This is a genomic window from Aeromonas caviae (assembly GCF_000819785.1).
In the GTDB taxonomy this organism is placed as follows: domain Bacteria; phylum Pseudomonadota; class Gammaproteobacteria; order Enterobacterales; family Aeromonadaceae; genus Aeromonas; species Aeromonas caviae.
Genome location: NZ_CDBK01000052.1, coordinates 25,005 through 45,349, shown reverse-complemented (window position 1 = coordinate 45,349; position 20,345 = coordinate 25,005). Strand labels below are relative to the sequence as shown.

19 protein-coding genes and 3 pseudogenes are annotated in these 20,345 nt (G+C 54.3%); 21 read left to right on the top strand and 1 reads right to left on the bottom strand.

Annotated elements, in window-relative coordinates:
• Nucleotides 1–285: 285 nt before the first annotated feature.
• The 5 genes and pseudogenes from BN1120_RS21260 to BN1120_RS22005 form a co-directional block, all read left to right on the top strand.
• Nucleotides 286–786, top strand: a pseudogene (locus tag BN1120_RS21260) (tetratricopeptide repeat protein); the annotation flags it as partial.
• Nucleotides 787–1,038 (top strand): annotated as a pseudogene (locus BN1120_RS21255) (IS5/IS1182 family transposase); the annotation flags it as partial.
• 235 nt (nt 1,039–1,273) lie between these two features.
• A pseudogene (locus BN1120_RS21955) lies at nt 1,274–1,477 on the top strand (polymorphic toxin type 46 domain-containing protein); the annotation flags it as partial.
• Nucleotides 1,478–1,550: 73 nt separating this feature from the next.
• Nucleotides 1,551–1,826, top strand: a complete 276-nt coding sequence (locus tag BN1120_RS08950; RefSeq protein WP_042015709.1) for a hypothetical protein — start codon at nt 1,551–1,553, stop codon at nt 1,824–1,826.
• Between the two features lie 426 nt (nt 1,827–2,252).
• Complete coding sequence (locus BN1120_RS22005) at nt 2,253–3,266, top strand: RHS repeat domain-containing protein (protein ID WP_459539683.1); 1,014 nt, start codon at nt 2,253–2,255, stop codon at nt 3,264–3,266.
• 725 nt (nt 3,267–3,991) lie between these two features.
• Here BN1120_RS22005 and BN1120_RS20705 read toward each other — a convergent pair.
• Nucleotides 3,992–4,812 (bottom strand): IS5 family transposase gene (locus BN1120_RS20705; RefSeq protein WP_407923537.1). Its coding sequence is split into 2 segments (ribosomal slippage): nt 3,992–4,503 and nt 4,503–4,812, totalling 822 coding nucleotides; the frame shifts between segments, so codons are not numbered across the junction.
• Nucleotides 4,813–4,832: 20 nt separating this feature from the next.
• On the opposite strand from BN1120_RS20705, the gene BN1120_RS20700 reads away from it, so the two are divergent.
• The 16 genes from BN1120_RS20700 to BN1120_RS08885 form a co-directional block, all read left to right on the top strand.
• The gene (locus tag BN1120_RS20700) at nt 4,833–4,994 is read left to right on the top strand and encodes a hypothetical protein (RefSeq protein WP_197713262.1); all 162 of its coding nucleotides are present in this window, start codon (nt 4,833–4,835) and stop codon (nt 4,992–4,994) included.
• Between the two features lie 216 nt (nt 4,995–5,210).
• A complete protein-coding gene (locus BN1120_RS08940) occupies nt 5,211–5,432 on the top strand; it encodes a hypothetical protein (RefSeq protein WP_042015704.1) in 222 nt (73 codons plus the stop codon).
• A gap of 117 nt (nt 5,433–5,549) precedes the next feature.
• A complete protein-coding gene (locus BN1120_RS21245; protein WP_145983759.1) occupies nt 5,550–5,768 on the top strand; it encodes a hypothetical protein in 219 nt (72 codons plus the stop codon).
• 229 nt (nt 5,769–5,997) lie between these two features.
• The gene (locus BN1120_RS21240) at nt 5,998–6,459 is read left to right on the top strand and encodes a hypothetical protein (protein ID WP_145983758.1); all 462 of its coding nucleotides are present in this window, start codon (nt 5,998–6,000) and stop codon (nt 6,457–6,459) included.
• Nucleotides 6,460–6,685: 226 nt separating this feature from the next.
• Entirely contained in the window at nt 6,686–7,069 is a 384-nt protein-coding gene (locus BN1120_RS21235) for a hypothetical protein (RefSeq protein WP_145983757.1), read from the top strand.
• A gap of 223 nt (nt 7,070–7,292) precedes the next feature.
• The gene (locus BN1120_RS08935; RefSeq protein WP_231959476.1) at nt 7,293–8,654 is read left to right on the top strand and encodes a tetratricopeptide repeat protein; all 1,362 of its coding nucleotides are present in this window, start codon (nt 7,293–7,295) and stop codon (nt 8,652–8,654) included.
• Between the two features lie 662 nt (nt 8,655–9,316).
• Entirely contained in the window at nt 9,317–9,820 is a 504-nt protein-coding gene (tssB, locus tag BN1120_RS08930) for a type VI secretion system contractile sheath small subunit (RefSeq protein ID WP_041215379.1), read from the top strand.
• Nucleotides 9,821–9,856: 36 nt separating this feature from the next.
• A complete protein-coding gene (gene tssC / locus BN1120_RS08925; protein ID WP_042015701.1) occupies nt 9,857–11,335 on the top strand; it encodes a type VI secretion system contractile sheath large subunit in 1,479 nt (492 codons plus the stop codon).
• A gap of 6 nt (nt 11,336–11,341) precedes the next feature.
• Entirely contained in the window at nt 11,342–11,773 is a 432-nt protein-coding gene (gene tssE / locus BN1120_RS08920; RefSeq protein WP_042015698.1) for a type VI secretion system baseplate subunit TssE, read from the top strand.
• Nucleotides 11,774–11,776: 3 nt separating this feature from the next.
• The gene (gene tssF / locus BN1120_RS08915) at nt 11,777–13,543 is read left to right on the top strand and encodes a type VI secretion system baseplate subunit TssF (RefSeq protein WP_042015697.1); all 1,767 of its coding nucleotides are present in this window, start codon (nt 11,777–11,779) and stop codon (nt 13,541–13,543) included.
• The gene (gene tssG / locus BN1120_RS08910; protein WP_041215375.1) at nt 13,507–14,505 is read left to right on the top strand and encodes a type VI secretion system baseplate subunit TssG; all 999 of its coding nucleotides are present in this window, start codon (nt 13,507–13,509) and stop codon (nt 14,503–14,505) included. The genes tssF and tssG overlap by 37 nt, the downstream gene beginning before the upstream one ends.
• A gap of 56 nt (nt 14,506–14,561) precedes the next feature.
• On the top strand, nt 14,562–15,812 hold the full coding sequence (gene tagH / locus BN1120_RS08905; protein WP_042015696.1) for a type VI secretion system-associated FHA domain protein TagH: 1,251 nt from the start codon (nt 14,562–14,564) through the stop codon (nt 15,810–15,812).
• Nucleotides 15,812–16,327, top strand: coding sequence for a type VI secretion system lipoprotein TssJ (tssJ, locus tag BN1120_RS08900; RefSeq protein WP_041215374.1), 516 nt, complete (start codon nt 15,812–15,814; stop codon nt 16,325–16,327). The genes tagH and tssJ overlap by 1 nt, the downstream gene beginning before the upstream one ends.
• 2 nt (nt 16,328–16,329) lie before the next feature.
• The gene (tssK, locus tag BN1120_RS08895; RefSeq protein ID WP_029303266.1) at nt 16,330–17,664 is read left to right on the top strand and encodes a type VI secretion system baseplate subunit TssK; all 1,335 of its coding nucleotides are present in this window, start codon (nt 16,330–16,332) and stop codon (nt 17,662–17,664) included.
• A 22-nt stretch (nt 17,665–17,686) separates the two neighbouring features.
• Entirely contained in the window at nt 17,687–18,466 is a 780-nt protein-coding gene (gene icmH / locus BN1120_RS08890; protein WP_042015693.1) for a type IVB secretion system protein IcmH/DotU, read from the top strand.
• A gap of 20 nt (nt 18,467–18,486) precedes the next feature.
• Nucleotides 18,487–20,345 (top strand): AAA family ATPase (locus BN1120_RS08885; RefSeq protein WP_042015692.1); only part of this gene is annotated, 1,859 nt, incomplete at its 3' end.

The following is a 20,345-nucleotide window of genomic DNA, read 5'->3' as shown; positions in this document are numbered from 1 at the left end:
CTGGCTTTATCGATGATTTGGATGTCTATGATATAGTGAAGATGTATTAGGTGTATATTTATTCAGGTTTGGTAATAATGAGAGAAATGATGTTTTATAATTTACTGAAAGAACAGTCAGTGTGTTATCAATTTCGTAAAAAAAGATTGTGATGAAATAGTGTATAAGTGCGCTGAGCAAATTTGATTTTTATTAAAAGGTAGTGACAGGAATATGTTTTTAAAATTAATGTCAGTGACTGGCATTCTGTCATTGTCCTAGACCATTTCAGGATGCTCGGTAAACATGTCAACTCAGAATGAGCAGTAGTTGTTGCAAGCTGCCCAGCAGGGTCAGGGTAAGGCGCAATATGAGCTGGCTAATCGTCTGGCGGCTAAGCCGGATTATCCCGATGCGATGCGCTGGATGAAGCAGGCTGCCGATCAAGTGGGTCCGCTGGCGGCAGATGCCGATATTAGGGGCAAGGCTGCGCTACAGGTGAGAAGCTGGTATCAGGCGGGGTTGGGAGAGCCCAAAAATCTTGTACTGGCCAAGCCGTGGTGGCAGCGCTCCGCCAAGTTGGGCAATGGGGAAGCCAGCTATCAAGTGGGTCAGGAGTGCCGGCAACGGCACAAGGGGAAGCTGGTCAGTGAGTGTCTCGACTGGTTCGAGCATGCCGCCAAGCGGGATCATGGAAATGCCCAGCTGGTTCTGGGGCAGTGGTATGGAGGTCAGGCGGGGGCCGATGAAGAGGCCGTCAAGTGGCTGGAGAAAGCCGCTGAACAGGGTAATCGTGATGCTCACTTCCTGGAAAAAGGACACGCAAGAAATGACGCGGTGCTGGTGATGCGCAAGGAAGGACTGGCGCACTGGAAGAAGATATCGGGGTATCACCGTCGCTCACTTGCAGAGACAACGATGTATGGGTTCAAACAGTTGTTGGCAGGGAAAGTCAGTCTGCGTAACTACAACGGCCAAGTGGGATAGGTAATGGCGTATGTCAGCGCCATAAACAAACCTAATACCCTGGGTCTGCCTGTCAGAAAGCCCCGAGTGTAACGGTCACTTGGGGCTGGGGCAGTTGTGGCTTGATGGTTGATTTGGTAAACAACGTCCCGTACTGGTGATATCAATGCTGACATAAATCAGAGAGCCAGGAAAAAATTGCATTTGACTTTTATAAGGGGCAGGGTTTTTCCGAGGAAAGCATACCTAGTCATTTGAATAGAGTTGACTTTAACTACGATGTACGTGTTTAAATTATCAATAGAGGTAAGAAAGATATCAGTATCAATCACCAGGTGCCCCACAAGGTAGTTATTATGCAATGCATAGTAATGTGACACCATCAGAGTTGGGTATTGGTAAGATGGGGGAGAATAGGGCTAAAGGTACAGTGGAACTTAAACTGAAGAAGCAATATGTAGTTAATAAAAAACTAAGGCGCTTTGTTCTACCTCTAAGGCTATTGATGATGCTTTTTCTGTTAGAGGTATGAGTCAATAATCCTCTGGTGGAGGAACATAGCTATTCACAGCAGAGAAGGATATATTTGTAGAGAAAGTTAAATAATGATTGAGAAAGATGTTCTTCAACAAATAGCTTTGACAAATAATGTTTTTTTAGAGCAGTTCACAGATTTAAAAGAGGTTTTTTTGTCATGGACCGCTTTGCTAAATAAGAATGGTGATAGCTATCTGATCGAGAATGATGGTCGGGAGGGATGGTTGATTTTGTACTCAGAGAATTCTAATGGAGGATGGGATGAGGTGGAAAAAGTTGTTTCTCATAAGTTTCACAAAGATGACTACGTAAAGCAATGTGAATTATGGCTGTCTAGAATATAAAGATAAAAATGTAAATGTTGTGGTGCATGCGATTTTGGGTGAGCCTTTGAATGATTGAGGTTGTATATCAAGCAGTGTCGTAGGTTCGATTCTCCCGCGTAATCCGGTATTTTCTGATTAATCAGTGCAGATCAGGTTATAGCTGGGTAATTTTATTAACTCAGTCATTTTTTAAAAAGATGGATGTGTAAAGGTCAGAATGACGCCATTTTCTTATCTTTTTATATGTTGACTTCCCCTTTACTGTCAGGTGGCGGGCTAGTGGGGCTGGCCGGGCAGCGAGACTCGCTGCGAATATCACCTCTAGCTTCATTTGGTGCGTCGCCACATCCCGTGGGTGGCAGGGTACTGACGTATCGCGACGACACCACCAATCTCTTCTTCAGCGAGATTGAAAACTAGGATGGTGAGAAGACCATCGAATTCTTGTGGCAGGCCAACAACCTGATTGCCGAGAGCTGCTATCTGCTCGGAGACGACAAGCATCGTACTGACGAGCAGTACCGCAGCTTTATCTATGAACCCGGCAGTTTCAAACCCCTGGCACAGCTGGAAGGGGAGGGGCAGAAGGCCGAGGTATTCCACTACCAGCTTGACCACCTGGGCACGCCCTTGGCACTGACCCGCACAAGCGGGGCCACCGCCTGGCAGGTGCGCTATCGAGCCTATGGCAATGTCTGGCGGGAAGAAATTGCCGAGGTGGCAACCCCCTTGCGTTTCCAGGGGCAGTATTATGATGCCGAGACTGGACTGCACTATAACCGTCACCGTTATTACCAGCCCGACACGGGTAGATTTATCACCCCCGACCCGATAGGCTTGGCTGGCGGGCTCAATAGCTACCAGTATGCCCCCAACCCTACGGGCTGGGTGGAGCCGCTGGGGTTAAGTAATGTGCCGGGGCAATGCCCTCCGGTGTCAACGGTGCCAGAGGGTGTACCACTTTCACAGCGTAAGTTGGATGAAATATTAAATACACCTAAAGGGCAAAGACTCTCCCCAGAAGTGTATTTTCCTAGTGCATATATTGATTCACATTTAGCTCAGTTTGATAATGGAGCCTCACGAATCATGAAAGCGTCAGATTATCATGAATATGGATTGGGAAAACCAGATGCAATGAAGTCTGAGTTTGTTTGCACAAAAGGCGATATTGATGAAGCTATTTCTAGTTCAGGTGGGAGTATGACAGATTTAGCAAAACAACTTGGTATTCCCCCAGAAAAGTTGCAGGGTGATGTTTTATTAAAAATAGATTTCCCTAACCCCAAAAAGCTAGGGCTACAGATTCCATCTGGTAATGAGTGGGGGCGAATTCACAATGGATTCCTGGGGGGGAAGCTGCCAACAGGAAAAAGTGAGGCTGTTATATCAATGGAAGGGCTTCAAAGAAGCGACTTCATAGTCACAAACTTAAAGACAGGGGCGGTAATAAAGTGAGATTGATTATAAAGAAGAATTGGTTCTACTCATTATATAACAATGATGGTCATTTTATTTTGAAGGTCGCTTACTGTAATGGTTCAGTAGATTTCACAAGGAACTTCAAGTTCAATGCAAATGAAATATCGACAAGTGAAAGTGAAGTTGATTCTCTTGCTAAAGATATAATTGATAATTATCAAAAATATAAGTTTCGAGAAGTATTCATATGACATTTATTTATGCTCAACATATAAATGGTAGGTGATAGCTATGTACAGAATTGGTTGACATACACAGTGCTATTAAATTTAAGTATTGAGCGTCACTACACCCGTATTAATTCGGTTTATTCTTGGTGGCATTGTGATTGTTTGCCATAAAGGCGAGATAAAATAAACAGCATCACATAGTGCTGAAAACAAAAGCATGATAGGAGTATCGAGAATCTTCCGAGCTATTTTGATAGTGCGATGAGATTACAAGAATGAAAAAATAGAATGAAATTGAGTTTGCATCAGAGTTCAAAAAAATATATGGGATTTTTTCAAAGGAAGTGAGAGGTTCTTGGTGATGGACCGCGATTGGGGGGAACATAGCCATCATCGTTCGACTGGGCGCCTTCTCACCTATATTGAAAAAGGGGCGTTATCACTAAAAGATCTGACGGAAGGAATTAATAAATTCATATCTTCACTGGATAAAGATAGTGAGGGTTATCTATTCCAGTTTAGGCTGTGTTCTCAAAATGCTGGCTTTCTGTCCACTAATAGTTCCCGTAAGTAACGAAGGCAGAAAGCCAGCTTGATAAAAGCAGCAAAACTTCCTGTCAGCTTTTCATACCTCGTTGAGAATCGGCGAAACTTCTTCAGCCATCCGAAGCACCGTTCGACCACATTTCTCCTACGATAACGAGCTTTGTCTAACACCAGTGGACGTCCCTTATGGTGCCGTTGCTGGTCGCTGCGTTGCGGGATAACCGCTTTTATCTTTCTGCGCCGGAGTTCTGCCCGCAGAGCCCTGCTGCTATAGGCCTTATCTGCGGCAAGATGCGTTGGCCGCGTGCGATAACGGCCTGATGAAGTCGGGAGCCTTGCCATGGCCAACGCACTTGTCGCATATCTGATTTCCGCTGACGGCCCCGGCGAAAGGCAGAACCCCAGCGGTAAACCATTACCATCAGTGACCAAGTGAATTTTGCTGCCAAAACCACCACGAGAACGACCAAGAGCTTGATTCACCGGAGTGTTTTTTTACGCGCTCCGGCAGCATCTTTGGATGCTCTGACATTGAAGCCGTCAATGCACCGGAGGTCGAAGTCGATAAGCCCTTCTTGATTGAGATGCAGTTGCAGTGCTGCAAGGAGGGCATCGATACGACCTGTGCTTTGCCAACGTCGAAAGGCGTTGTAGACCGAGTTCCATGGGCCGAAACGTTCTGGCAGATCTCGCCAAGGTGCGCCGGTGTGAAGTATCCAGAGAATGCCATCAAGCACTTGGCGTGGCTCACGAGTAGGGCGTCCGCTTATGCGGCGGCATAGAAAAATCAGGGATGTATTATTTATCTATACCGGTTAGCAATGGCATGTTTGACTATGAAGAATATTATGAAATAACTGAGGGTGAATTTAACGATTATAGGGGAAATGAAGATAAAACATTTCGGTTTGCTGAAATGTGCCGCAACCGTAAAGTAGATGAAAGATTGATAATAAAGCCAGGAAGCAATCGTGGAGTAGCAGTATAAAGGGTGTGGTGGGGATATGGGAGTTGGTAATAGATGTTGGGACGACCTATGTTTTTACCGCGTTAAATAGCTTTATTGGTGAGGTAATGACTTGGAAGTATTTATTGATAAATGCTCCAGGTATGGAATGGATGGAATTGTAAAACTAGTGCCTAATAAAGAAATGCTTTAATCTGTAAAGGCTGATGCAATTGATGTTTTACCAAAGGAATGATTATGACCGAAGGTGAATACTTTAGAGAGCAATTAATAATTATTATTGAAAATCATAAAGAGGATTTTATTTCTGACTATGAATATTTAATTGAAATCCTCAAAGATAAAAATAGAAGAATACCGATCAGGGGGATTAAGGAGAGTATGAGAGGGTGCGACCAATCAAAGTACTCTGATGCTGAGAAAGAAATGCTTGATGAAGCTATGTATCGTTATGGTTAGAGCAAAATAAATATTGAGACTCTCCCAGGTGGAAGGCTGCCGACAGGGAAGTGAAACTGTTATATCAACTGATATACATAAAGGAGGATAAGGTCGATATATTGCCAGGAGAATGATATGGGTAGACATAAATTAAGAGATGATGCAAAAAGATTGATAGAAAATCATCTTTTAGGTATAGATCCAGATGCTAAACGTTTCATCGATATAATATCTGACGATCAACGCCCCATTCCAATTAGAGCGATATTTGAACATGTTAGTATATTTAGCAAAAAGCCATTCAGTTCCGAGGAAAGAGATTTGGTAGATAAACTAATGTATTTATATGGATAAACTAACCCTGCTAGAGTAAGCGCCCGTATTAATATGTGCAGGGCATAGGGTTAATAAGTGTGGTGTAATAGGAAATCATCAGAGAAATTTGTATAGTATGGTTATCGTCGGTCACTGGACTGAACCTTTATTAATTCAGGAAGTGGATATGTATAGGTTAGGACAACGTAATACCATGACCTTTTTATTTGTTTTCTTTCCCTCTACGGCAAGATGACGACCGAGTAGGATGAGCTGGGTTTTCAGCTATTTCAAGCATGATGTCATGGGCGGCCAGTCTACTGGCAGTCGCTCGATGGCAACAAGCTTGCATAGTCTTTCCACAGGAATAAAAATGAGAGTTTATTTAAATGATGATGATATTTCTTGGGTTTGTGATGGTAAAAAAACAAAAGTAATAGGTGATTATATTGACGCTGCTTATGATAAAAAGTTAGATGGCGTGACGGCTTTAAATGCCTCTAGCATTAGTTTTTTTGATAAGGAGGGGAGGGTACTTTTTATTACCCGTTTGTCATTCAAAGAACTTGGTAGTTGCATATATTGTTTAGCAAACCAATCGGCTTCCGCAGAAAAAACAGTAAGAGTTGTTCTTGCACATGAACCGCCATTTAAAGGTGAGCGTTTTTGGCAACATGATATTAATGTTGAAAATGGAACTATTTCAGAGCCACTTGCAAAATGGCGATGAATGAAAGAGTAGCTCCCCACCGGGGATACATAATCCAAGGGTGAGGTGATAGTCGGTTTAAATATAAAGTGGCTACTGGCAATGAACCAGGGGCAATTTCTGGTGAATGGGTTCCTGGCGGGAAAACTAAAGGTGGGGCAAAAGAAGCCGCATTGCATGGTGCGGAAAACATAAAACATGATGGGTATATCGAAAAGCTGCTTAGTTATTTTGATGATACGATGAGATGGCAATAATGAAGCCATATAATGAAATTGAGTTCATATCAGAGTTCAAAACAAAACCATGGAATTTCTTTAGAGGAAATGAGGGATTCTTGGTTATGGACCGAGATTGGGGAGAGCATGGCCATTATCGTTCAACTGGGCGTCTTCTAACCTATATTGAACGGGGGATTCTATCACTAGAAGATCTTACGAAAGGAATGAATGCGTTGATCGGCACGCTAGATAAAGATAGTAAAGAAGATTTCTTTCAATTTACCGCTAGTGCTTGCTACATCTATTGCTCCATATATGGTGTGGATTGTTATCCATACAAAATAGAAGATGACTTTTTTTACCAGGTCATGCTTGCCACAGTATTTCAAAAGAATATATTGATGGTTTAACTTTTGACTACCATGATCAACATTATGCATCTTTGATAAAAAAGGAACACCATAAATCAGGCTTGGCAAATCTTTTGCTGTGATACGTTTAATTTTATCTAGATTATAGTTGAGTGTTTTTTATTATGTGCTTTTGGTATTTTGGGTATCTCTACTAAATTTCTTATTATCCTCTTGTTTAAAACTGCGGGTGTTATAGATGGTATATCGAGCTTTACTATCGATGTTATTAGCTAGTTTGCTTATTGCATGTTCTACAACTACACGACTCACCGAGTCTGAACTCTCCCAAGCCGCCCAGCAGGGTCAGGGCAAGGCGCAATATGAGCTGGCCAATCGTTTGGCGGCCAAGCCGGATTATCCCGAGGCGATGCGCTGGATGAAGCAGGCTGCCGATCAAGTGGGTCCGCTGGCGGCAAATGCCGATATTAGGGGCAAGGCTGCACTACAGGTGGGAAGCTGGTATCAGGCGGGGTTGGGAGAGCCCAAAAATCCTGTACTGGCCAGGCAGTGGTGGCAGCGCTCCGCCAAGTTGGGCAATGGGGAGGCCAGCTATCAACTGGGTCAGGAGTGCCGGCAACGGCACAAGGGCAAGCTTACCAGTGAGTGCCTCGACTGGTTCGAGCAGGCCGCCAAGCGGGATCATGGAAATGCCCAACTGGTTCTGGGGCAGTGGTATGCAGGTCAGGCGGGGGCCGATGAAGAGGCGGTCAAGTGGCTGGAGAAAGCCGCCGAACAAGGGAATCGGGATGCCCAATTCCAGCTTGGCGCTCGCTATGAGCAAGGGAAAGGGGTGATCAAGCGCGCCGATCTTGCCCTGCGCTGGTATGAGAAAGCCGCAGCCCAGCAACAGCCGGACGCTTTGCTGGTACTGGCGAGCAAGGCGCCCTCTGAAGAGGCATTCAACCTCTATCAGCGCGCCGCCAATGCAGGGGCTGCTCCTGCCCAGCTGTGGTTGGGGCAGGGCTATCTGAGGGGGGATCTGGTTGCCCAGGATCTGGCGCTTGGCCGTTATTGGCTGGAGCTGGCGGCAGGCAATGGTTCCCATGAAGCCGAATATCAATTGAGCCTGCAGCAAAGCGATATCACCGCACGTGAGCACTGGCTGAATCTGGCTGCGGCGGGGGGAGTGAGCCAGGCTCAGCTTGAACTGGCGACCCTGCAACAGGAACGGGGGGAGTTGAAAGCTGCGCGCAAGAGCCTCTCTCTGGCGGCCTCGCAGGGCAATGTCGAGGCTCGATATGCCTACGGCGAGATGCTGCGACTGGGGCAGGGTGGTGAGGCTGATTATACCGAAGCCATGAAACAGTATCGGGCAGCAGCAAACGCCAATCATCGGCAAGCACAATATCGCATGGGCATCATGCGTGAGCAGGGATGGGGAGCCCCCCGCAATAGATTGCATGCTTATGCATGGTATTTATTGGCCGCAACGGATGGCAATATTGATGCAACCGCCGCCAGCCGTGAACTTGAAAAAGGCATGACGGCACAAGAAAAAAGTGCCGGTCAAAAACTGGCGCAGCACTGGTTCATCAGACTGGATAAGCACGGTGAAATAGGGAAGGCATCAGAGGGTATATGATGCTATCCCCATAACATGAATGAGACATAGTGATAAAGGTAACCGTGAGTGGATATTGCCATTTCCCACTCATTATCGCCATCCAATACCGCCTTAATAATACATTTTGGCGGTTTTTTTGACAAAAATAACACCTTGCGTTGTCAGAAAAATCTCATTTTGTGTTCGTAAAATCAGCTTTACTTATGATTTATCATGAGCAGTCATGATGGTTTAAAATCAGATTTTTCCTATTTGATTCTTCATGGCATGCAACTTCCCTACACTTTACACTTCAAGTTTATACTATTATTATTGCTTGTTATATTATTGATTTTGTTGGTTTTTTTATATTTTCATTGCTTTTGTTACATTTATAAATATATTTCTCGTTGACGTTGCCATCATCAAAAATATACCATTAGTCACAAATGACTCTTTAGTCAATCATGATCTCTAACGAAGAGTAGAGACGTAATCGGATTGTATTTAATAACAAGCTGAATGCTGCCTTTTGGATATCCAGGCTCTCTCCTGGAATATATCGAAAAGGCGTGGTTGGTTGGTGCTTTTTTGTTCATTTTCGTCCTGAGCACGTCAACTGTCATTTTTTACAGTTGCCGACAAAAGCATTGGCTATAAGCTTTTGGGTCTTCATGGATCCTCAACTTGGTATCTAGAGCATGGGAAAAGGGATTGATGGCGCCACTGTTGCGCCCAAAGAACGTATCAATATCAAATATGTGCCGGCAACCGGTGGCCAACAGGCGGAAATAGAGCTTCCGTTGACCATGATGGTGGTTGGAAATATGAAAGGGCGCTCTGAAGAGACCCCCATCGAGGAGCGTCAGACCGTCTCTATCGACAAGAATAATTTTTCTTCCGTCATGAAAGAATCTGCACTGGAGCTGAATTTTTCGGTTCCCAACCGCCTGGAGGAGAACAGCCAGGACGAGTTGCCCGTGTCGATCAAAATCCAGTCCCTGGAAGACTTCACCCCTGACAGCGTTGCCCAGCAAGTGCCCGAGCTGCGTAAGCTGCTGGAGCTGCGTGAGGCGCTGGTTGCCCTGAAGGGGCCGCTTGGCAATATCCCCGCCTTCCGCAACCGTCTGCAGGATCTGCTGTCCAGTGACGACGCTCGCGAGCAATTGCTCAAGGAGCTGGATTTGATTAAGCCTGCCGAGTGATCAGCAGATTAATTGACTGACTTATAAGGAAAAATTATGTCTCTGGTCGAAGAACAGGTTCAAGCGGGGGCGAGTGCAGCCTCCTCGTCCCTGCTGGACGAAATCATGGCGCAGGCCCGCATCACCCCGGTGGATGAGGGTTACAGCGTCGCCAAGCAGGGTGTTGCCGCCCTGATCGCCAACATTCTGGACAGCGGCACCACCACAGAGCCGGTGAACAAGGCGCTGGTGGACAGCATGATCGTCGAGCTCGACAAGAAGCTCGGCAAGCAGATGGACGTCATCCTGCACGCCAAGGAGCTGCAAGAGCTGGAGTCCTCCTGGCGCTCCTTGAAGCTCCTGGTGGATCGCACCGATTTTCGCGAGAACATCAAGATCCAGGTGCTGCACGCCACCAAGGAAGAGCTGCTGGAAGATTTTGAATTTTCTCCTGAAATCACCCAGTCCGGCCTCTACAAGCACGTCTATTCCAGCGGTTATGGCCAGTTTGGCGGACAGCCGGTCGGCGCCGTGATTGGTGACTACGCCTTCACCCACAGCTCCCCTGACATCAAGCTGATGCAGTATGTCAGTGCAGTGGGCGCCATGGCCCATGCCCCCTTCATCTCTTCCGTCGCCCCCGCCTTCTTCGGGGTCGACAGCTTCACCGATCTGCCCTCCATCAAGGACCTGAAATCGGTATTCGAAGGGCCGGCCTACACCAAGTGGCGCTCCCTGCGCGAGTCGGAAGATGCCCGCTATCTGGGTCTGACTGCACCGCGCTTCCTGGCGCGTCTGCCCTATGATCCGACCGAAAACCCCATCAAGGGCTTCAACTACCAGGAAGAGATCAGCTCGAATCATGATCACTACCTGTGGGGCAACACCGCCTATCTGATGGGCACCTCCCTGACCGACAGTTTCGCCAAGTACCGCTGGTGCCCGAACATCATTGGTCCGCAGAGTGGTGGCGCCATTCACGATCTGCCGGTGCACGTCTATGAGGCCATGGGTCAGTTGCAGGCGAAGATCCCGACCGAAGTGCTCATCACGGATCGCCGTGAATACGAGCTGTCGGAAGAGGGCTTCATCACCCTGACCATGCGCAAGGACAGCGACAACGCCGCCTTCTTCTCCGCCAACTCGGTGCAAAAGCCCAAGGTGTTCCCGAACACCAAGGAAGGCAAGGAAGCGGAAACCAACTACAAGCTGGGTACCCAGCTGCCCTACATGTTCATCATCAACCGCCTGGCCCACTACATCAAAGTGCTGCAGCGCGAGCAGATCGGTTCCTGGAAGGAACGCCAGGATCTGGAACGGGAACTCAACAACTGGATCCGTCAGTTCGTGGCCGACCAGGAGAACCCCCCTGCGGACGTGCGTAGCCGTCGTCCCCTGCGCGCCGCCCAGATCAAGGTGCTGGACGTGGAAGGGGAACCGGGCTGGTATCAGGTTGCCATGGCCGTGCGCCCGCACTTCAAGTACATGGGAGCGAGCTTCGAGCTCTCTCTGGTAGGTCGTCTGGACAAGGAATAAGGCCCGATGCCGCATCTCTCATCCTGGGATAGAGGCAATGCGGCCAGTCTGTTTGATCGCATCCGGGGGGAGGGGCTTGGCTCCTCCCCCCGTTCGGAAGTGGATGAACTGGTGGACTCCGTCAAACGGCAGCTCGATCAGATCCTCAACACCCGTCCCGGCAACTGTCGCAGTGCCCCCGAACTTGGCGTCATCGATCTCAATGACGCCACCCAGGGGAGTGCCGACATCAAGGGGCGGATCCGGGAGGCGATCCGGCAATGCATCCGCCGCTATGAGCCGCGGATCGTGCATGTGGAAGTCCGTTCACCCGACTATCAGGCGAGCCCGCTTGAGATGACGTTTCAGGTGACGGCCCACGTGCGGCTGGAGCAGCTCGAGCAAGTTACCTCGTTCAACGTCCATATGGACAGTCACCGTCACTACCGCATGGTCTGATCAATGTCGCTGGAACATTACTTCAGGGATGAGCTGGCTTTTTTGCGCCTGCAAGGGCGCGAATTTGCCGACGCCTATCCCGAGCTCACCCGTTTTCTGTCGGAGCAGAACACCGATCCGGACGTGGAGCGCCTGCTGGAGGGGTTCGCCTTCCTCACGGGCAATCTGCGCGCCAAGATTGAGGATGAGTTTCCCGAGCTGACCCACGGTCTGCTCAACATGCTCTGGCCCAACTACCTGCGTCCCGTGCCCAGCATGACCATCATGCAGTTTTCGGTCATTCCGGGGGCCATCGCCCAGCCGGCGCTGGTTGGCCAAGGCTGTCAGCTCGACAGCCTGCCCCTGGACGAGGTGACCTGTCATTTCCAGACCTGTCACGATACCTGGGTCTATCCGGCCGATATCCGTCATATCGCCGCCCAGAGCGGCAACGATCTCTCCACCATCTCGCTGGATATCGCCCTGCATGCCCCATTGCCGCTCTGCGAGCTGCAGCTGGACAAGCTGCGCTTTTTCCTTGGTGGTGACAGCTACACCGCCTATGAGCTCTACTTCTGGCTCTCCAACCAGCTCTCCCATATCGAGCTGGAGATCGACGGCAAGCGCTTTCGCCAGGAGGCCAAGGCCCTCAAACCGGTCGGCTTCGAGCGCGGCGATGCGCTCTTGCCCTACCCGAACAACGTCTATTCCGGCTACCGGATCCTGCAGGAGTATTTCTGCTTCCCGGAAAGCTTCCTCTTCTTCGAACTCTCCGGTGGCGACTGGCCCAAGCAGCCGTTGCCGGTGAGCGAATTCAAGGTGCACTTCTGCTTCGACCGGCCACTGCCGGCGGAGCTCAAGATCCGTCCCGACTCCTTCATGCTCAACTGCGTGCCGGCCATCAACCTGTTCCAGCACGACAGCGAGCCGGTCAACCTCAATGGCCGTCAGGCGGAGTACCCCCTCAAGGCGAGCTATCGCCACGCCGACAGCTTCGAGATCTTCTCGGTGGATCAGGTGGAAGGCTGGGTCGAGGGGAACCTCGGCCGCTCCCGCGGCACGCCACGCATCTATCAGCCATTCGAGAGCTTCCAGCACCAGATCGAGCGGGCCAAGCAGCGGTTGGCGCTCTATTACCGGGTGCGGGTCAAGGAGGCGGTGAGCGGGGATGGTTTCGAGCATAGCCTCTCGTTCGTGCGCGGGGATGAAACCACCACGGTCGAACTGGATGAATCCATTTCGGTGACGCTCGCCTGCACCAACCGCTCCCGCGCCGCCCGTCTCAAGGTGGGCAGCGTCTGCGTACCGACCGGTAGCTCGCCCTCGTTTGCCACCTTCCGCAACCTGATCCGGCCGACCCGGCCGCTGCGCCCGGCGCTGGACGGCAGTCTGCACTGGACGCTGATATCCAACCTGTCGCTCAACTATGTCTCCCTGCTGCGCCGCGATGCCCTGGTGCAGGTGCTGCGCACCTACGATTTTCCGGCGCTGCACGACAAGCAGGCCGAGCAGGCCTCGCGCAAGCGGCTGGCGGGGATCGAGGAGATCGAGACCAAGCCGGTGGACAGGCTGGTGCGCGGCATGCCGGTGCGGGGGCTCAAGTCGGTGCTTTCCATCCGCCAGTCCGCCTTTGGCAGCGAAGGGGAGCTTTATCTGTTCAGTACCGTGCTGGCCCACTTCTTCTCGCTCTATGCCAGCGTCAACGCCTTCCACCTGCTTGAGGTGGTCAATCTCGACAACAAGGAGCGCTACCAATGGCCAGTCCAGATCGGTCAGCACTCCCTGATGTGAGCGCCGCCCGGGAGGCGCCCCGCTTCAACTTCTTCCAGCTGGTTGAGCTGCTCAACCGGCTCGATGGCGCCGATCAGGAGCGGGGGCTCGACTACCTGCCCGGTGACGAGAACATCCGCTTCAAGGCGACCGCCTCTCTGGGGTTTCCCACCAGCGACGTGCTGCAGATTGGCCGGGATGGACAGGGTCGCCACGAGCTGGAGGTGGCCTTCCTCGGCCTGCACGGCAGTCAGTCGCCGATGCCCGGTTATTACCTCGATTCGCTGGCGTGGGAGTACGCCCAGGGGGAGCAGAAGCTCGGCCTGTTTCTGGACTTCTTCCACCACCGTCTGCTGACCCTGCTGCACCGGATCTGGCGCAAGTATCGCTACCACGTGCGGTTTCAGGACAACGGCGAGGATGGCTTCTCCCGCCTGATGTTCGCCCTGGTGGGGCTTGGCAACGAGGCGGTCTGTCAGAGCCTGCCGGTCAACCGGGCCAAGATGCTCTCCTACGCGGGCATGCTGGCCAGCCCCAGCCGCTCCCCCGAGGTGGTGGCCGGTCTGGTGGCCCACTGTTTCGATCTGGCCGATGTGCAGGTGAGCGCCTGGCAGTGGCGCAAGGTGCCTATTCATCAGGATCAGCAAAATCGCCTCGGCGGCGCCTGCGCCACCTTGGGGAGCGATTTTGTCATCGGCGACAAGGTGAACGACTGTGCCGGCAAGTTCTTGTTGAAGATCAACAACCTGAGCTTTGGCCAGTTTCTCGGCTTTCTGCCGAACGGGGAGCACTTCCAGGCTCTGGTGACCTTCGTCTCCTTCATCCTGCGCGATCAGCTGGCCTGGGATCTGCGGCTGGGTTTCGGCCAGGAGCAGGCGAGGGGACTGAGGCTGGGGGAAGAGCAGAGTGCCCGCCTGGGGTGGAGTACCTTTCTCGGCCAGCCGCCGAGTGATCCGTTCGTGACCATCTGCGTGCAGGAATAAGTGCAGAGATCAGCAGCGCAGAAAATTTAACTACAGGAATCAGTGCAGGAGTAACTGTGGACGATTTTAACCAGCAACTTTCCCTGGTGGTGCTCAACAGCGAACAGCTCGATGGCAGCCAGCAGGTGCAGTACCGCTTCGACGAGATGGGGGGGACCCTGGGGGCCTCCGAACAGGATGACTGGCAACTGCGCGACAGGCTGGGGGCCGTCATGCCCGCCCACGCCCGCATCGAGCTCAACGACGGTCGCTTCTGCCTGTGCGATCTGAGCGGCCAGACCTATATCAACGGTGCCACCTCGCCCATCGGGCGGGCCCGCAAGGTGCATCTGGAGCAGGGGGACGAGCTCGTGGTCGGCCCGTTCCGGCTGCGCGCCTACCTGGGGGCCATCACTCCCGAGCAGAGCCTGCAACAGGTGCTGGGCAATCGCCCCACCGAGCAACTCGACGAGTGGCTGACCAGCGATGAACCCGTTGCGCCCACAGACGATCCGCGCATCCTGGCGGCCGATCCCTTGCTGGCCTTGCAGCAGGAGCGCAGGGCCCCCAATCCGTTGATGGATGGCCCGCTGGCGGACGGTCGCCTGCAGGCTTCATTGCGTTCACAACCGGATGTGGACGCCCCCCCTCTTGCCCCTTTTTCTGCTGTCGAGAACACCATGAACCAAGAATTTCTGGATATGCCCGCCATCGAGAACCATCCCGATTACCCGCTGTCGCTGGACGGCGTCGATCACGTGGCCCTGACTCCGCTGATGCGCGGCCTGGGTCAACCCTTGCAACTGCAGGACACCCAGCAGGCCCACGACATGCTCGAAGAGATGGGCAAGACGGTGCGGGCCATGGTGGAGGGGCTGCTGCAGTTGCAAAACGAACAGGCGGCGCTGGCGGACAAGCATCTGCGTCCCATTGAGGACAACCCGCTGCGCCTGGGCCTTGATTATGACGAGACCCTGGCGGTGTTGTTTGCCGAGCAGAAGAGCCCGGTCCACCTGAGCGCGCCGGCGGCTGTGGCCGAGAGCCTGCACAACGTGCGGATCCACCATGTGGCTAACCAGCAGGCCATCGGCGCGGCGCTCGACAGCATCCTGCAGGCGTTTTCGCCGCAGGCCCTGCTGGGGCGCTTTGAGCAATACCGCCGCAGCGGTGCTCCGGGCACGGCCGACGAAGGCTGGGCCTGGGACATGTATCAGCACTACTACCGCGAGCTCACCTCCGCCCGCCAGCAGGGGTTCGACAAGCTGTTCCACCAGGTGTATGCCCAGGCCTATGACCAGGCCGTGCGTCAGCAACAGGGACTGATTTGATGATACGAGCGCTGATGCTGGGCGCCGCGCTGCTGGCCCTGGCAGGTTGTACCACCATGGGCAAGATGGCCGATGTGGCCATGAACCCGGATATCCAGGTGGGCAGCAACAATGATCAGCCCTCTACCCTGGGGCTGAGCCTGCTGGCGGAGCCTGACGTCAACCCCAACGAGAGCGGGGAGGCGGCGCCCATCGAGTTTCAGGTGGTGCTGCTGGCGGAAGATTCCAAGCTGCTCGCCACCGACTACGACCAGGTGACTGCGGACGTGGAGAAGGCCCTTGGCAAGAACTACCTGGACCATCAGGACTACACCCTGCTGCCGGGCCAGTTCAAATACCTGCCCCCCATCAAGCTCGACGAGAAGACCCGTTACATCGGGGTGATCGCACGCTACGCCGACCCCGACAGCGCCGAGTGGCGCAAGGTCATCAAGATCAAGAGCAAGGGAACGGCTTATCAAATCCTGGTGCACCTGCGCCTGGATGAAGTGGAACTGCAAAAAGAAGAAGAATAACCATGTCGAGTCGAAATCGGGTTATCTGGCGTGAGGGGCTGTTCATCAAGCCCCAGCACTTCCAGCAACAACAAAGACATTCGGATTACGCGCTGCACGCTCGCCTGAGCGCGCTGTCCGACTATTTCTACGGCTTGCAGTCGCTTGCCATCAACGAGGACTACCTGGGGTTTGGTCGCATCGCCCTGGTGGGGGCCACCGGCATCCTGCCGGACGGTACCGTGTTCAACATCCCCAATGACGACGTGCTGCCGACCCCGCTGGAAGTCACCGATGCCTCGGTGGCCAACCAGAAGGTCTATCTGGCGTTGCCGCTCTCGGTGAGCGGCGTCAACGAGGTCAATCAGGGCGGCCAGGTGGCCACCCGGTTGCAGGCCCATCGCCACGACGTGCGCGACTTGCACAGCGAAGGGGGGGACGTGGTCTCCCTCGAAGTGGGGCGGGTCAGCCTGCGACTGATGCTGGAGCGGGAAGATCGCAGCGCCTACGCGTCGCTCGCCATTGCCCGCATTCTGGACAAGCGTCCGGACGGCGGCCTGGTGCTGGATCCCAACTTCATGCCCTGCAGCATCAGCGTCTCCGCCATCCCGACCCTCAAGCGTTTCCTCGGCGAATCGGCCGGGTTGGTCGCCGAGCGGGCCCGCAGCCTCTCCCAGCGCATCGCCGCGCCGGGTCAGCAGGGGGTGGCCGACGTGGCCGAGTTCATGATGCTGCAACTGCTCAACCGGGCCCAGCCCCAGCTCTCCCATCTGGCTCGCCTTGGCACCCTGCACCCCGAGCGGTTGCATGAGGCGCTGGTGCAGCTCTGCGGCGAGCTGATGACCTTTACCGACGAGTCCCGCCTGCCGCCGGAGTTCCCCGCCTATCGCCACGACGATCAGCAGGTGAGCTTCGAGCCGGTGATGCTGGCCCTGCGCCAGGCGCTCAGCACAGTGCTGTCGCCGCGCGCCGTCTCCATCCAGCTGCGCAAGCACCAGTACGGCATCATGGTGGCCATGGTGAACGAGAGCGAGCTGATGCAGAGCGCCGACTTCGTATTGGCGGTGCGTGCCCGTATGCCGCAGGAGCAGCTGCGCAAACAGCTGCTGCAGCAGACCAAGGTGGCCTCCAGCGACAAGATCCGCGAGCTCATCAGCCTGCAACTGCCCGGCATTCCGCTGCTGCCGCTGCCGGTGGCGCCGCGCCAGCTGCCCTATCACGCCGGTTACAGCTACTTCCAGCTCGATCGGCAGAGCCCGGCCTGGCAGATGCTGGCGGTGGGCAACACCCTTGCCTTCCACATCGCCGGCGACTTCCCCGAGCTCGACATGCAGCTCTGGGCCATTCGCAGCCAGTGATCGCACCAAGGAATAAGCAGAGATGACCACGGACATTATCAAGAACGAGCAACTCAGCGACCTGCTGTTCGATCATGCCGAGCAGCTTGACATGGATTCGGATTACTGGTTCCGCCTGCGCGGCCAGAGCATCAACCCGATGATCGATGCGGTGACCCCCTTGCTGGGGCTGGTGCAGCGGGTACGCCTGCTGTCGCGCTACGACCGGGTGCCCGAGCTCTACCAGCGGGTGGTGACCGAGATCCAGGCCATCGAACAGGAGCTGATGGCCCAGGGCTACGAGAACGGGGTGGTGCTGTCGTTTCGCTACATCCTCTGCACCTTCATCGACGAGGCCGTGATGGGCCGCGACTGGGGCAGCCAGAGCGAATGGTCCGAGCACTCCCTGCTGACCCGCTTTCACAACGAGACCTGGGGCGGCGAGAAGGTGTTCGTGCTGCTGGCCCGCCTGCAGGAAGACCCGGTGCGTTATCGCGACATTCTGGAGTTCATCTACCTCTGTCTGTGCCTCGGTTTCGAAGGGCGTTACAAGGTGATGAGCAAGGGACAAGGGGAGTTCGAGCGCATCGTGCGCCAGCTGCACAAGCAGTTGGCCCCCGAGGCCGGCGGCGAGGCGCCCAGCGCGTTTCACCTCGATCTGGGGCAGCAGGCCTCCCGCTATCAGCTGCGCAAGCAGGTTTCCCTGCGCAGCCTGTTCATGGGCGGGGCGTTGATCCTGGCGCTGATCTTCGGCCTCTATCACCACCAACTCAATAACCAGACCCAGGACGTTCTGCGTCAACTGGGCGAATTATTAAAATAAAATACTAAGGAGAGCACGCCTTGATTCGTATAGAGCTACCGGTACTGGTGGAAAGACTCAACCCCATCTGCCGTCACATGCTGGAGGAGGCCGCGGCCCTCTGTGTCAATCACCAGGGAGCCGAGATCCGCATCGAGCATTTGCTGCTCAAGATGCTGGAGACCCCGCTGAGCGACGTGCGCCAGATCCTGAAGGTGGCCGAGGTCGACGTTGAAGAGTTGAAGGCCCTGCTGCAACCCTCGCCGGCTGACAACGGTTATGGCCAGGGTTACCCCTCCTTCTCGCCCATGCTGGTGGAGTGGCTGCAAGACAGCTGGCTGCTCGCCTCCGCCGAGCTGCAACACGCCCAGCTGCGCAGCGGCGTCATGCTGCTGGTGCTGCTGATGACCCCCCAGCGTTATCTGCCGGGCTCGGTGACCCGCCTGCTCGCCAAGGTCAATCGCGAGCTGCTGCGCCAGCAGTTTGACGAGTGGGTCAAGGAGTCTGCCGAGACACAAGTGACCACTACCCCCGGCGGCAAGACGGCCCAGGCCGCCCTGCCGGCCGATGCCAGTCTGCTGGCCCGCTTTACAGTCAATGTGACTGAGCAGGCCCGCCAGGGCAGCCTGGATCCCGTGCTCTGCCGGGATCACGAGATCGATCTGATGATCGACATCCTCTCCCGTCGTCGCAAGAACAACCCCATAGTCGTGGGGGAGGCCGGTGTCGGCAAGAGCGCCCTCATCGAGGGGCTGGCTCTGCGCATGGTGGCGGGTCAGGTACCGGAGAAGCTGCGCGGGGTCGAGCTGATGACCCTGGATCTTGGCGCCATGCAGGCCGGCGCCTCGGTCAAGGGGGAGTTCGAGAAGCGCTTCAAGGGGGTGATGCAGGAGGTCAAGGACGCCGTGCAACCTGTCATCCTGTTCATCGACGAGGCGCACACCCTGATCGGGGCCGGCAACCAGGCCGGCGGGCTGGATGTCTCCAACCTCATCAAGCCGGCGCTGGCCCGGGGCGAGCTGCGCACCATCGCCGCCACCACCTGGGGCGAGTACAAGAAATACGTGGAAAAAGACGCAGCCCTGTCGCGCCGCTTCCAGCTGGTGAAGGTCGGTGAACCCGATGCCGACGAGGCCACCGTGATCCTGCGCGGCCTGCGCAGCATCTACGAGAAAGCCCACGGGGTGCTGATCGATGAGGAGGCGCTGCAGGCTGCCGCCCAGCTCTCCGCCCGTTACATCTCCGGCCGTCAGCTGCCGGACAAGGCGATTGACGTGCTCGATACCGCCTGTGCCCGGGTGGCCATCAACCTCACCACCCCGCCGCGCGCGGTCAGCCACCTGCAAAATGCGCTGCGCCAGCGCGAGCTGGAGATCCGCCAGCTGGAGCGCCAGAGCCTGATAGGTCTTGGTGACAACGCAGAGCGCCTGGCCGAGTTGCAGGCGGCCCAGCAGGCTTGCCGTGAAGAACTGGCCGAGCAGGAGGCCCGCTGGCAGCAACAGCAGGGGCTGGTGCACCAGATTGTCGAGCTGCGCGCAGCTCTCTTGGCCGATCAGCAGGATGAGATGCTGGCCAGAGAGGCGCTGGATCTCGCCGATGCGCCCCTCGATCCGCAGGCCGCTGCCGAGCAGCTGGCTACCCTCGAGCGCGAGCTGGCCGAGCTGCAGCAAGGAGAAGTGCTGGTCTCCGCTCACGTCGACAAGACCCAGATTGCCGCCGTCATCGCCGAGTGGACCGGCGTGCCCCTCAATCGCATCTCGCAAGGGGAGCTGGACGTGGTGACCCGTCTGCCGGAGTACCTTGGCGAGCTCATCAAGGGGCAGGATGTGGCGGTGGCCCACCTGCACAAGCACCTGCTCACCGCCCGCGCTGACCTGCGTCGTCCCGGCCGGCCGCTCGG

Excerpts from the sequence above, each read along its gene's own strand:
- BN1120_RS20700 (WP_197713262.1), top strand. The coding sequence starts at position 4,833 with ATGTTTGACTATGAAGAATATTATGAAATAACTGAGGGTGAATTTAAC.
- tssB (WP_041215379.1), top strand. The coding sequence starts at position 9,317 with ATGGGAAAAGGGATTGATGGCGCCACTGTTGCGCCCAAAGAACGTATC.
- tssK (WP_029303266.1), top strand. The coding sequence starts at position 16,330 with ATGTCGAGTCGAAATCGGGTTATCTGGCGTGAGGGGCTGTTCATCAAG.
- tssF (WP_042015697.1), top strand. The coding sequence starts at position 11,777 with ATGTCGCTGGAACATTACTTCAGGGATGAGCTGGCTTTTTTGCGCCTG.
- BN1120_RS21245 (WP_145983759.1), top strand. The coding sequence starts at position 5,550 with ATGGGTAGACATAAATTAAGAGATGATGCAAAAAGATTGATAGAAAAT.
- tssC (WP_042015701.1), top strand. The coding sequence starts at position 9,857 with ATGTCTCTGGTCGAAGAACAGGTTCAAGCGGGGGCGAGTGCAGCCTCC.
- BN1120_RS21235 (WP_145983757.1), top strand. The coding sequence starts at position 6,686 with ATGGCAATAATGAAGCCATATAATGAAATTGAGTTCATATCAGAGTTC.
- icmH (WP_042015693.1), top strand. The coding sequence starts at position 17,687 with ATGACCACGGACATTATCAAGAACGAGCAACTCAGCGACCTGCTGTTC.
- tssG (WP_041215375.1), top strand. The coding sequence starts at position 13,507 with ATGGCCAGTCCAGATCGGTCAGCACTCCCTGATGTGAGCGCCGCCCGG.
- BN1120_RS08940 (WP_042015704.1), top strand. The coding sequence starts at position 5,211 with ATGACCGAAGGTGAATACTTTAGAGAGCAATTAATAATTATTATTGAA.
- tssJ (WP_041215374.1), top strand. The coding sequence starts at position 15,812 with ATGATACGAGCGCTGATGCTGGGCGCCGCGCTGCTGGCCCTGGCAGGT.
- BN1120_RS08935 (WP_231959476.1), top strand. The coding sequence starts at position 7,293 with ATGTTATTAGCTAGTTTGCTTATTGCATGTTCTACAACTACACGACTC.
- tssE (WP_042015698.1), top strand. The coding sequence starts at position 11,342 with ATGCCGCATCTCTCATCCTGGGATAGAGGCAATGCGGCCAGTCTGTTT.
- BN1120_RS21240 (WP_145983758.1), top strand. The coding sequence starts at position 5,998 with ATGAGCTGGGTTTTCAGCTATTTCAAGCATGATGTCATGGGCGGCCAG.
- BN1120_RS08950 (WP_042015709.1), top strand. The coding sequence starts at position 1,551 with ATGATTGAGAAAGATGTTCTTCAACAAATAGCTTTGACAAATAATGTT.